Raw genomic sequence first — 11,870 nt, 5'->3', positions numbered from 1 at the left:
GAAAACAGGTTCAACAGTTATTTATTTACTGCTTTGAGAGAGCGAAAAGACGATTTAAAATGGATTATCAGTATCAGTTGTACGACGCCTTTTCAGGTATGAGCCCAATGGAGAAAAGCCAGGTGGTCCAATTCCTTACGGAGCAGGAGGGGCATAGTGAGTGTGACAGTATCCGGGAAGCGATAGAGTATGCTATGAAGCTCAAACCTTCCTTTGGTGGTTTTGTACTGGTAGCCCGGCACAACAAGCAGATCATCGGGGCCATTATTGCTAATCGCACCGGTATGGAAGCCTATAATCCCAAAAATATTTTTGTTTTTGTGACCGTTGAAGCCAGTTACCGAAGACAGGAAGCTTTTGTGAAGCAGCTGATTGATCAGGGCGTAAAATATGCTGACGGTGATATCGCTATGCATGTCAAATCCGACAATCCGGCACTTGCCATCTATCAGAAGCTTGGCTTTAAAGCGCAATACCTGGAACTCCGGCTCCCCAACCCCAAATCTTCACCTGCTGTAGCTTCCTGAAATAGCAATCAGCCTAAGCCTTCCTTTTTTTAGCGAACTCTCGTATATTGCCAAAACAGGTTTGCCGGGCGGGTGATTGGGCCCGGTGGGTGCCGGCAAACGAATACGAGACCAAGAAGCAATGAAGGAAAAGCGATTAATAGGCAGGCATACCGGGCAGGAAAAAGGGCCGCTTTTGATTTGTTTCGGCGGCATGCACGGCAATGAGCCGGCAGGCATTCAGGCGCTTAGTATTCTTTTCAAATTACTGGAACTGGAGCCCGAATCAAACCCTGACTTCCGTTTCCGGGGCCGGATCGTTGGGTTTAAAGGCAACCTGCGGGCGATTGAGAATGGTGTCCGCTTTCTTAACCGGGACCTCAATCGTCAGTGGCGTCCTGAAGTCGTGGAGTATGTGCTCAATACCCCGGTCAGTAAGCTCCGGCACGAAGAGCTCGAAATTCTGGAGCTGCATACAGCTGTTATGGAGGAAATTCAGGACTATCAGCCCGATGAAGTTATCATCCTCGACCTCCACACCACCACAGCCTACGGGGGGATTTTTTCTATCGCTACCGACGACCCTAAAAGTGTAAATATTGCTGTTGAACTGCATGCCCCGGTTATCACAGGATTGCTGGAAGGTATTCAGGGGACGACCCTTCACTACTTTAATACGGAGAACATAGGCGTGGAAACCACTACCGTTTGTTTTGAGTCCGGCCAGCATGAAGAAACCTTATCAGTAAACCGGGCTATTGCAGCGATCATCAATTGTATGCGTACCATCGGCTGCGTGCGCTCTGAGGATGTGGAGAACCGGCACGATGCTTTGCTCATAGAGTACGCCCGGGGCTTACCGAAAGTATCTGAACTGATCACCACCCACTCCATTGAGCCGGAGGACCATTTCCGTATGGTTCCGGATTACAAAAATTTCCAGAAGGTAAAGCAGGGTGAAATTCTTGCGTTCGACCGCAACGGGCCTATCGAAGCGATTGAAGACGGGCTGATCCTAATGCCACTCTATCAAAAGCAGGGAGAGGATGGTTTCTTCCTGATCAGGGCAGTATCACAGGCTGTTTTCCAATAGTTATTCTCCTTCGGCGACCTGCAGAAACTGCATCTCGTACAGATTCCGGTATTTGCCATCTTCGATTTGCAGCAGGCTTTCGTGCGGCCCAAACTCTTGAACCTCTCCCCGGCTGAGCACCATAATGTTATTGGCGTGCCGTATCGTCGATAAGCGATGCGCAATAATGATAGAGGTCCGTCTGGCTATCAGCTTTTCGATGGCGTATTGAATGACAGACTCTGTTTCCGGGTCAATAGAGGAAGTGGCTTCGTCCAGAATGAGAATATCCGGGTCAAAAACCAGCGCCCTGACAAATGATATGAGTTGCCGTTGACCCATAGAGAGCGTGGCGCCCCGCTCCATTACTTTGTAGTCATATCCACCCGGCAGCTTTTCTATGAATTCATGCGCACCGATGAGCTTTGCAGCATTAACGACTTCTTCCCGGGAGAAACGGTCGTCCCTGAGCGTGATATTCTCCATAACGGAACCGGAAAAAAGGAATACATCCTGCAGGACAATGGCGATACGCTTGCGATACGCCTCCAGGTCAAAATCCTCAATGGGCGTGCCATCAACTTTGATTCGCCCTTTTTGTATCTCATAAAACCGGTTGAGGATATTAATAATTGTAGACTTACCGGAGCCAGTGCTGCCAACAATAGCGAGCGTCTCCCCCGGCTTTACTTCGAAGCTGATATCCTTAAGCACGTACTCTGGCAATTGATAGGCAAAATGCACCTTTTCGAACTCAATATGGCCTTTCAGTTTCTCAGGTTTGATTTCCCCCTGATCCTCAATCCGGTCATCCTGATCAATGAGGTTGAAGACCCGCTCCGAAGCGACGAGGCCCATTTGCAGGTTGTTGAAGTTGTTGGCTACTGTACGAATAGGGCGGAACAGCATGTCGAGGTAAACCGGAAAGGCAATCAGCGCTCCCAAAGTGACGCCACTGGCTTTCAGGGCATCCTGAGCGCCCCACCATACCATCAGGCCGAGGGAGGCCGCTGAGATAATCTCCACCACCGGGAAGAATACAGCATAATACAGGATGCTGTCCAGGTTAGCCTGAGTATAGTCCCGGTTGATGGTTTTAAATTTGCCCATCTCTTCCCGTTCCGAGTTGAAGATTTGCACGATCCGCATTCCTGAGATGCGTTCCTGCAGAAAGGCATTCATGGCAGATATATGGGAGCGGACCCGCTGATAAGACTTTTTGACTTTCTCTTTGAAGATGTAGCTTGCCAGAATCAGAAAGGGCATCGTTGTCAGGCAGATTAGTGTCAGTTTCCAGCTGGTGTAAAACATCACACCAAGTACGGTCACCAGCGTTAGCAAGTCCGCGATAATGGTGATGGACCCCTGAGAAAATACGGTGTTGATGGCTTCAATATCGTTGATCGTCCTTGTGGTTGACGTCCCGATTGGCGTACGGTCAAAGTAAGTTAACCGGAGCTTGGTAATATGCCGGAAGACCTTAACCCTGAGGTCCCGAATGACGGACTGCCCGAGCAAGTTAGTTGAATAGATGAACCAGTACCGGCACAGGGAGTCCAGGAATAACAGCCCCACCAGGACCATGGCCATCCTGGAAAGGCCCGGGATATCGCTGGCGAAGATATAATCATCTACCATCACTTTAATCAGGTAAGGGCGTGCCGTTGATATTGGAGCCAGGAGCACCGCGAGGGTTGCTGCGGTAATGAAAACCGACCGGTAGGGCTTCGCCATTGCAAAGACCCTGCCCAGTAATTTGTAGTCTACCTTATTCTTATCACTTGATGCCATTCCGGTGTTGTCACATTATTTTCAGGATAGTCTTAAAAACACGGCAGTAGGCGATAAGTTGCAGCGGGTTAGAGTTTACCTTCATCAGCAAAGCTGTAGTAGCCGCGTTCCGAAACAATAAGGTGGTCCAATACTGGGATATCTACCGCCCTTCCGGCCTTTACTAATTTTTTAGTGAGGTCCAGATCGGCCTGGCTGGGGAACAGGTTGCCAGAGGGGTGATTGTGGCAAAGGATGATGGCACTGGCCTCCGCATGAAGCGCTTTGCGAAACAGAATTTTGGCATCCACCACCGTGCCTGCCATGCCACCGGTGCTGATGCGGCTGCGGCCCATGACCCGGTTGGCCCGGTTGAGGTTAAGGATCCAGAATTCTTCATGCTGCAAATCGACCAGAATCGGGGCAATGGCATCAAACGCATCGCGGCTGCAGTTTACCTGCGGCTTATCCGCAATACGCGAAAGCTGTCGGCGGCGGCCGAGTTCCAGGGCGGCAGCGATTGTAACGGCTTTTGCTTCGCCAATGCCTCTGAAGGTACATAGCTCGGCAATACTGCGGCGCCCCAGGTCATTGAGGTTGTGGCCAACGGACTTTAGTACCTTTTTAGCAAGGTTAACGGCGGAGTCTTCCCGGGTACCTGAGCCAATGAGAATGGCAAGTAATTCAGCATCAGACAGCGCTGATTTGCCCTGATGCAGCAATTTTTCGCGAGGGCGGTCCGCTTCCGCCCAGCTTTTGATCGATAGGTTTTGAGGAGGGTAAGTCATTTGGGGTGTTTTTGATGGCCCTGCTTCAAAAATAGGAAGCAGGGCACTAAGTGTTAACAGCGTTTTTCGCGTTAGAGAGCTCGCTTGTTTAGGCCGTTTCAGCCTTTTCCAGACCGGCGTAAGCCTTCATGGTATTGGCTACGGCAGAAGCGAACTTCTCGAAGTCTTTTTCGAACACCAGGGTACGGTGGCGCTGGAATTCTCCCTCCTGATTCCGGGAAGTTTCTGTAATCGAGAGGTAAGGGTTGCCATTGCTGGATTCCTTCAGGTCGAAGAAGTAGGTACGGCTTGCGCCCTTGACAGTTTCCGTAAATAATACTTGCTTTTCCATAAGTGGTTTGGTTTAATGGGTGAAAAATGCAGCCCGTTTCAGCAGGGCTTCTACTTATTTGTCGGAGAAAGGCACAAATTCCATAACCGGAGCGAAAAAAAATTTTAATAAACCCGGAAAAACCCAGTAATTACAGGCAATGAAACCGAAAAAAAAATTTTTGAAAGCCGAGCGACTCAAGAGCCGAAAAGCCATTGAACGGCTGTTTTCCGGAAAGTCGCCCTCTTTTGCACAGTACCCCGTGCGCCTGATTTTTCGCGAAAGCGAGGAAAGAGGCGAATTGCCGGTCCGTGTGACCGTTAGTGTGCCTAAGCGCAAATTCCCTAAAGCCACGGACCGCAACCGCATCCGGCGGCAGGTCAGGGAAGCCTGGCGGCTCAACAAGCACCGGCTCTATCAAAAGCTGCCATCAGATACGGCAGGTTATGACTTCGTACTGCTCTACGTGGCCCGGGAGCCTTTACCTTTCGCACATATTGAGCAGTCCGTTCAGATTATGATCCGGCGGTTTCTTAAAAAACAGCGGCCAGCCAACCCAAGTGCCTGATAAATGTTCTTTTGATAAACTGAACTCTTTGATATGCGTCTGTTTACCCTGATGTTAATACTCTGCTCCACCGGTGCCCTGTCCGCACAGAAGGTACTGCAGATTGAGAAATACGGAAGCCCGAAAACGGAGAAAATCCACATTGGGTCCGTCATTGACTACCGGCTGGCAGGAGAGGAGTCCTTCAGAGAAGGCTATATTGAAGACATCAGGGTAGAAGACAGCCTGATCGTTTTTGGCGACCGGTATGTGAATGTTCATGATATCGCGGAGTTGCGCTTTGCCCGGGGATGGGGAAAAGCAGTGGGTACATCACTTATGATATTCGGAGGCTCCTGGTCGGGGTTCGCACTTTTGGGTTATGCTACCGATGGCAACCCCGAAACAAGTTACAGTGGAAGGGATGCTGCTGTCACAGTCATTTCTGCGGGATTGGGGTATGCCCTTGCCAAATTAGTGCGGTACAGGAAAGTACGTATAGGCAGGCGCTACCGCTTGCGTTTGCTGGATTTGCGCTTCAGTGTAGATCCACGTGCCTAACATTGAATAAAAGTCTTTTGTGGGGTTCTGTATGTTAAAGTTGAACAAAAAATGGCGAAGGCTGTATAATTAGTCTATTTTTATAGGAAAATTTATAATATGTCTGGCAAATCCAGTCATTTTCAGAACCAACACCAAAAAGCAACACGATGAAGAATTGGCTATCCCCCCTATGCCTGTTTTTTTTCCTGAGCCTTGGGCTGCATGCCCAGCAACAAACGCCCAACGGCTGGGTATATGACGAACTTAAACCGGGCAGTGGCCCTGCTCTGACCTCCGGGCACGGAGCACTGACGCATAATCAGCTCCTTGCTTCCAACGGGCAGGTGCTCGTTTCCACCTATCAGATTGGAGTGCCGGATTATCAGCGTATTTCCGCTCTTTCTCCTGAGCTTCAGCAAGCCTTTTCGGTGATGCGCGAAGGGGGTAAGTACCGGTTCCACATCCCGATAAAGGATTTCGAAAAAGCGATGCGGACCAAAAAAGCCCTCAACCTTCCCGGAACAGAAGTGACCTGGGAGATGGAATTGCTTGAGTTGCTGCCATCTTTGCCCGATGGCGCCCGTGTTGTACGGGAAACCCTGCAGCAGGAAGGTGCCAAAGCTGCCATTAAGCATTTTAATGACCTCGTCGATTCCGGAGAGGCTTACCTTGGAGAATGGGAAGTCAATCAAATCGGGTACTTTTTCCTGAGTGAAGGGCATAAGGAAGAGGCACTGCAGGTAATGGCCTACAATGCAGAGCAACACCCCGGTTCCGCCAATGCCTTCGACAGCCTGGCAGAGGCCTACTACCAAAACGGGCTGGAAGCTAAAGCCAGAGAATGTTATCAGCGCTCTCTGGAAATTAACCCCGATAATGCCAATGCACGGGAAATGTTGTCCAAACTGAAGTAGCAGTCCTGATTTTTTTTATCTTTCTTCTTTGCCAGTAAAAGAACCTGAAGATGAAAAAAGTGCTAGCGTTCGCCCTTTTGGCAACCATCACAGCCTGCGATACATCGGAAGACAGCGTGCTGCCAGGGCACGATGGTGCCGCCTTGCGCATCACCAATATCAGTGATTTTGTCATTACAGCCTTGAAAGTGATCCCCGGAGGTGGTGGTAGTCAGGTGTTTGAAAACATCGCTCCGGGGGCAACCACAGCCTATCTTCCCTTCGATTTTATTTACAGTTACGCCTACCTGGAAGCCATTGTGGAGGGAGATACCTTGGTTCTTCAGCCTATTGACTACGTGGGGGCGACTGCCTATGACAGCGGCGCTTACACTTATCTGGTGCAAATCAGTGGCGATACAGTGCCCGAATCCATTTCCATAGAATTTAAGGAAGATTAGTTGCCGGGAATACTGATTTTCCAAATCGCACAACTATTTTTGGGGCTTTAATTTGAGCTCCTATGGAAAAGATTGCTGCTTATTTGGAAGAAGGCGGGCGCCTGCTCATTGGCTACCTGCCCAAAGTTGCACTGGCGGGCCTGGTGCTTTGGATCGGCTTCAAGCTGGTCAACCGTATGACAAAAGGCCTCGCACTGGCTATGGAAAAGGCTGGCCTGAGTAAAAGCCTGATCCCTTTCCTGACTTCACTCGCGGGTGTTTCCCTGAAAGTACTGATTGTGTTTTCGGCTGCTGGCCTAATAGGAGTGGAACTGGCTTCCTTCCTTGCTGTTCTTGCAGCGGCTGGTTTTGCTGTAGGACTGGCGCTGCAGGGAAGCCTGTCCAACTTCGCGGCGGGCATTATCATCCTGCTGTTTAAACCTTATAAAGTAGCAGACTGGATTGAGGTGGACGACAAATTCGGGAAGGTAGAGGAAATCCAGATTTTCAATACGCTCATGGTGACGCCGGGCCGCAAAACCCTCATCATCCCCAATGCGCAGGTGGTGGACAATATTGTGACCAATTACTCCCGAAAGGGCTACATCCGTATTGAGCTGAGTGTGACGATGCCGTACAGCGAGAGCTTCCCGCGGGTGGAACAGATTATCATGGAGCAGTTGCTATCCATACCGAAAGTGCTGGAAGACCCCGCGCCGGAGGTAGGCATTGAAGCATACGACAGCCATAGTATTGTCGTGGCCGTACGGCCGTATGTGGTGCCGGATGATTTTTGGGAAGTTAAGTTTGAGGTTTACCGCCGGATCAAAGCTGCATTTCACAGCCACAATATCAGCGTAGCTTACTCCGAAGGGGTGGAAATGGGGAAGATTGGCTCTTAACGCCTTGGTTCGTCCTCGTCTGGCAAGTCATAAATGACCGGGTCGCTTTCTTCCCGCTGCACTTTGGCGTCTTCCAGCCGGTCCATGAAATCCACAGAGTGGTCCCAGAAATCTTCTAAAATAGGCTTGGCTTTTCCACCGTAATACCAAACGACTTCCGGATACTCCTCAAGGTAAGTGTAGGTCATGGATTCCTGCTTGGCATCCTCATTGATGAGGTGGGAACGGTCACCAAACCAAAGGAGCACACTGTACAGTAATACCATAAGCCCGGCCATGACAACACCCCCAACCGCCTGATTGATAAAATTGATATTGGCAGACTCGAGGGCGCCTTCCAGAAAACTGGCAAACAGGCGGATGATGACCATCGTCAGCACAAAAGTGAGCAGAAAACCAGCCAGGAACATCAGCGCGTTGTCATTAACGGCAGACTCCAGGAACTTCGTCATATCCGGCCCGAAACGGAATGCGATCATCAGGCCAAATACGACCGAAAGGATCGTAAAGACCGTTTTGATGATACCCCGGGAAAACCCAAGGTAAAACCCCCAAAGGGCAAATACCGCGAATATGACATCAATTACCATAAGCTGCAAATAAAGGCATTATCTGGTTTGCGTGCCTGTTTTTTAGACCACAACCCTGCCAAAATCGATAAAATACTGCGCCTGATGCCCGGTCAGAGGGAAGGTGCTGAAGTGATTTTAACAGGTTGAAAAGCCTTTCGACTGTTATATATTGCTAACTTTACACTTATGTCTCAAAGTAATCATAATTCAAAAACTTAAACAAATGGAGTTCCGGTTTGACGGGGCGCCAAAAAATTACTTACCGTATGAAATTGCTATGCTCATTTCTCCTGGTATCCTCTCTTTGGGTTGCTGCAGCCACGGCGCAATCTGCTGATTTGCCAGCGGTGTTCCGCTTAGGGCAAAATGAAGAAGGGTACGAAGTTGCCAAACAGGAATACCAGCAAACACTCCTTGAAGTAGCTAATTATGACACACAAAACGCTTTTAACCATTGGATGTCCATGATGCAGGAACTGCAAAAGCATGCCGACAAACTGGATATTGACCTTAAAGGCGTGAAAATCTGGTTGCATGCCTTCTGGAATACCGATGGCAGTATTGACCATTTGGGCTACCTGTTGCGCCCGGACAGCCGTAATGTGGATGAGCTTGAACTGGCAGCCGTCCTCAAAACCTTTATGAAAAAGTACTCCTTTCCGGTAACCTCCGGAAAAAAATTCAGCCATTATACCGGGGCGAACTTCCCCATCTACAGCGAAAAGGTCGATAATTAACCGGGCTCCCGTTGCGTGGTGCCTCAAGGAATCAGCAAAAATACTTCTTGCAGCACCCTCTCCGGCGCCGGAGAGGGTGCTGCTGTGGTTAAAATTGCCCAATAGCCTTAGCAGATTGGATGCTGTAAGGCAGAATTTAGGGCAAACACTAGTTGTTTTCCCTAAAAAGACCTATTATTCGGTGTATTCTAAACCCGGGCGGGGTGTCCAAAACCACCCCCGTTTTCGGGTGGTTTTGGTTTCAATGGGGCCTATGCTTTCATCAGCGTGGATCCCCTTAGGTAACAACCCTATTTCAATCACCTAAATGTTGAAAATACATGGTAAAGATATTGGCTACGGATGGGCTGCACCAGGATGGCATAACTCTATTGCATGAAGCCGGCTACACGGTGGACGTCAAAAAAGTAGAAGCCGATCAATTGCCAAACGTGATGCCTGACTACGATGTTGTGATTGTGCGTAGTGCTACGGAAATCCGGCAGGCCCTCATCGATCAGTGCCCGAATCTCAAAATTATTGCTCGGGCAGGGGTTGGACTGAGCAACATAGATGTAGAATATGCCCGTGAGAAAGGCATTACTGTTATGGACACTCCTGCGGCTTCTTCCAAGTCTGTCGCAGAACTGGTTTTCGCACATATGTTTTCCATTAGCCGCAACCTGCATTTGGCACACCGGGAAATGAAGCAGCGTGGAGGCAGTGAATTTAAGGAAATGAAAGAGGCTTGTTCCCACGGCCTGCAACTGAATAACCGCACGCTTGGAATCGTCGGCTTTGGCCGGATTGGCCGGGAAGTGGCACGTATTGGAGTCGGGCTGGGCATGAAGGTTATGCCAGTGGACCTTGTTGTAGATGAAGCCGATATCGGCATTAATGTTTACAACTCCGGCAATGTCCGTCTTTCTGTCCGCCTTGATACCTACGAGTGGGAGGAAGTGCTGGCTAACTCAGACTACCTCACCATCCATGTGCCTTTCAAAGGCGGTAAGGCAATCATCGGCGCAGAGGAAATTGCCCAGATGAAGGACGGAGCCGTGCTCATCAATACCGCACGCGGCGGTGCTATTGATGAAGATGCCCTGCTTGATGCACTCAACAGTGGCAAACTAAGCGGTGCCGGCCTTGATGTTTATGAAAATGAGCCCATGCCCCGGCAGGAACTGATGGAACACCCTAAAATTTCCTGCTCCCCTCACATCGGCGCTTCCACCCTGGAAGCACGGGCCAATATCGGGCTGGAGCTGGCGGATAAAATTCTGGCCTTCTTTGGAGATGATAAGTAAGGTTGCTATTGCATTAGTTCACTGAGCATCCCCTCCTTCATGGCGAATGCAGAGATAATAATTTCCTCTGTATTCGCCATTTTTATTACCTCATCTACCAAGATGAGCGCAACGCTGAGCATGGCAGCGCGGGCTTTAGGCATCCCCGGCAGGGCATAACGTTCTTCCAGAGTCATACCAGTTACCTGCTCGTAAAAGGGCTGAACCGCCCCCTTTGAAACCCGGCTGCTGTAGCCGGTCTCCGGGCGTTGCCCCACAAACTGTTCCAGTACATCAAAAGTGCCGGAGGCCCCCACGAGGAAAGGGGTAGGCCACTCAGACAAATGAGTGCGTAGCGGCTGAAGTTTTACCTGCAAAAAGGAGCATAGCTGCTCGCGCTCGGAAGAGCTGATCGGTTCACTCCGGTGAAAATCGCGGTACAGGACAGCCACACCAATAGGGAAGCTTTGCGCCCACAGTATGCGGTCCTGCTCGGCAATAATGAACTCTACACTGCCTCCACCGATATCCATGATCAAAAGGCGGTCCTCCACATCAGGCACTGCCAGCTGAACGCCTTTGTGGATCAGCCTGGCTTCCTCATCCCCACTGATCGTAGTGACGGTAATGCCGGTGGTTGTTTTTATTTTTTGAACCAGGTCCGGCCCGTTGCTGGCTGTGCGCAGCGCAGCAGTACCAAAGGCTTTGACCTGCTCAACGGGGACCTGATGCTGATCCAGTACGGCACGGAAGTGGTGGAGGGTCTGCAGCGCCCGTTGGTAAGGGGCAGCGCCAATTGTAGCAATCCCCTCTTCTGCCAGCTGTACAAACTGGCGCTCCCGGTAAACTTCCTTTATGGGTGTACGGGTACCAGGCTGCGCGATGAGCAGGTGGAAAGTGTTGGTGCCGAGGTCAATAACGGCATACTGTTCCTGGGCCATAAGCGGGTTTACTGCGCCGATTGCGCGCTTTGGAATATTTTGGTATAAAAATCGATCCCGGCAGGCATAATGCGGTTGGCATAAGCGGGCTTCCCATCCTGGAAAAAGAGGTAATAGATACAGCCCTGATTGGGGTTGAAATACAGGTCGGCTTCTAAACGGTTTTCACCATTCACCTGATAGAACACCCGCCCAACCGGCTGGCAGTTGGTGTTGATTTGCGGGGTTTCCGAAGCGATATAGGTGATCGCCGTTTGAATATCCCGTTGCTCCTTTTGGCTAACGCTAAAATTGGTGTAATAGAACACATAATCGATGTAGTCGCACTCATTGTAAAGCGCTCTGATCGTATCAGCGGGTATGCTGGGGTAGGTAGGCGCCGGAGTGGTTTCGGCAGGAGGCGGAGTAGTGTTCGCTGTAGCGGAATCTGTTTCACTTGCGGTATCGCTGCCGCAGCTGTAAAGCAGGCTTGTCAGCAGTAAACTTATAAAAAGGTATTTATTCATAAGCTTTGTTGGTTTCAAGTTGCTTCTCTGCCCCGGAGGTATTTCAGGGTGGGGCAAAAGTATACAAAAAGGCTAAAG

Annotated in this window: 15 protein-coding genes; 9 read left to right on the top strand and 6 right to left on the bottom strand. The window is 50.1% G+C overall.

The window, feature by feature from the left end:
• Positions 1-59: 59 nt before the first annotated feature.
• Both IX84_RS02355 and IX84_RS02350 read left to right on the top strand, forming a co-directional pair.
• The gene (locus tag IX84_RS02355) at positions 60-527 is read left to right on the top strand and encodes a GNAT family N-acetyltransferase (RefSeq protein ID WP_044216259.1); all 468 of its coding nucleotides are present in this window, start codon (positions 60-62) and stop codon (positions 525-527) included.
• 121 nt (positions 528-648) lie between these two features.
• Complete coding sequence (locus tag IX84_RS02350) at positions 649-1,599, top strand: succinylglutamate desuccinylase/aspartoacylase family protein (RefSeq protein ID WP_044216257.1); 951 nt, start codon at positions 649-651, stop codon at positions 1,597-1,599.
• On the opposite strand, the gene IX84_RS02345 is transcribed toward IX84_RS02350, so the two are convergent.
• The 3 genes from IX84_RS02345 to IX84_RS02335 form a co-directional block, all read right to left on the bottom strand.
• Positions 1,600-3,369, bottom strand: a complete 1,770-nt coding sequence (locus IX84_RS02345; RefSeq protein WP_044216256.1) for an ABC transporter ATP-binding protein — start codon at positions 3,367-3,369, stop codon at positions 1,600-1,602. It lies immediately after the preceding gene.
• Between the two features lie 68 nt (positions 3,370-3,437).
• Positions 3,438-4,136 carry a RadC family protein gene (gene radC / locus IX84_RS02340; RefSeq protein WP_044216254.1) on the bottom strand — a complete coding sequence of 233 codons (699 nt, stop codon included), beginning with the start codon at positions 4,134-4,136 and terminating at the stop codon, positions 3,438-3,440.
• Between the two features lie 88 nt (positions 4,137-4,224).
• The gene (locus IX84_RS02335) at positions 4,225-4,467 is read right to left on the bottom strand and encodes a DUF3276 family protein (protein ID WP_052515699.1); all 243 of its coding nucleotides are present in this window, start codon (positions 4,465-4,467) and stop codon (positions 4,225-4,227) included.
• Positions 4,468-4,627: 160 nt separating this feature from the next.
• Here IX84_RS02335 and IX84_RS02330 point away from each other — a divergent pair, with 160 nt between their 5' ends.
• The 5 genes from IX84_RS02330 (at position 4,628) to IX84_RS02310 (ending at position 7,771) form a co-directional block, all read left to right on the top strand.
• On the top strand, positions 4,628-5,014 hold the full coding sequence (locus IX84_RS02330) for a ribonuclease P protein component (RefSeq protein WP_160213627.1): 387 nt from the start codon (positions 4,628-4,630) through the stop codon (positions 5,012-5,014).
• 33 nt (positions 5,015-5,047) lie between these two features.
• Positions 5,048-5,554, top strand: coding sequence for a hypothetical protein (locus IX84_RS02325; protein ID WP_044216251.1), 507 nt, complete (start codon positions 5,048-5,050; stop codon positions 5,552-5,554).
• A 149-nt stretch (positions 5,555-5,703) separates the two neighbouring features.
• Positions 5,704-6,450: a tetratricopeptide repeat protein gene (locus IX84_RS02320; RefSeq protein ID WP_044216250.1), complete on the top strand. Its 747-nt coding sequence runs from the start codon at positions 5,704-5,706 to the stop codon at positions 6,448-6,450.
• Between the two features lie 50 nt (positions 6,451-6,500).
• Entirely contained in the window at positions 6,501-6,890 is a 390-nt protein-coding gene (locus tag IX84_RS02315; protein WP_044216248.1) for a hypothetical protein, read from the top strand.
• A gap of 62 nt (positions 6,891-6,952) precedes the next feature.
• Complete coding sequence (locus tag IX84_RS02310) at positions 6,953-7,771, top strand: mechanosensitive ion channel family protein (RefSeq protein WP_044216246.1); 819 nt, start codon at positions 6,953-6,955, stop codon at positions 7,769-7,771.
• Here IX84_RS02310 and IX84_RS02305 read toward each other — a convergent pair.
• Positions 7,768-8,361, bottom strand: coding sequence for a CvpA family protein (locus tag IX84_RS02305; RefSeq protein ID WP_044216245.1), 594 nt, complete (start codon positions 8,359-8,361; stop codon positions 7,768-7,770). The two genes, IX84_RS02310 and IX84_RS02305, sit on opposite strands and share 4 nt — an antisense overlap.
• A gap of 248 nt (positions 8,362-8,609) precedes the next feature.
• Between IX84_RS02305 and IX84_RS02300 the strand changes: the two genes are divergently transcribed.
• Both IX84_RS02300 and IX84_RS02295 read left to right on the top strand, forming a co-directional pair.
• On the top strand, positions 8,610-9,080 hold the full coding sequence (locus IX84_RS02300) for a hypothetical protein (protein ID WP_044216244.1): 471 nt from the start codon (positions 8,610-8,612) through the stop codon (positions 9,078-9,080).
• 320 nt (positions 9,081-9,400) lie between these two features.
• Positions 9,401-10,366: a D-2-hydroxyacid dehydrogenase gene (locus IX84_RS02295; protein ID WP_044216243.1), complete on the top strand. Its 966-nt coding sequence runs from the start codon at positions 9,401-9,403 to the stop codon at positions 10,364-10,366.
• Between the two features lie 5 nt (positions 10,367-10,371).
• Here the strand turns inward: IX84_RS02295 and IX84_RS02290 are convergent, their stop codons facing one another.
• Together IX84_RS02290 and IX84_RS02285 are read right to left on the bottom strand one after the other, a co-directional pair.
• Positions 10,372-11,286: a Ppx/GppA phosphatase family protein gene (locus tag IX84_RS02290; RefSeq protein WP_044216242.1), complete on the bottom strand. Its 915-nt coding sequence runs from the start codon at positions 11,284-11,286 to the stop codon at positions 10,372-10,374.
• 8 nt (positions 11,287-11,294) lie between these two features.
• Entirely contained in the window at positions 11,295-11,792 is a 498-nt protein-coding gene (locus IX84_RS02285; RefSeq protein WP_044216241.1) for a hypothetical protein, read from the bottom strand.
• Positions 11,793-11,870: the final 78 nt, after the last annotated feature.

The organism is Phaeodactylibacter xiamenensis (genome assembly GCF_000759025.1).
Lineage (GTDB): Bacteria > Bacteroidota > Bacteroidia > Chitinophagales > Saprospiraceae > Phaeodactylibacter > Phaeodactylibacter xiamenensis.
The sequence above is the reverse complement of the archived record's forward strand: the minus strand, read 5'-3'. Positions and strand labels throughout refer to the sequence as shown.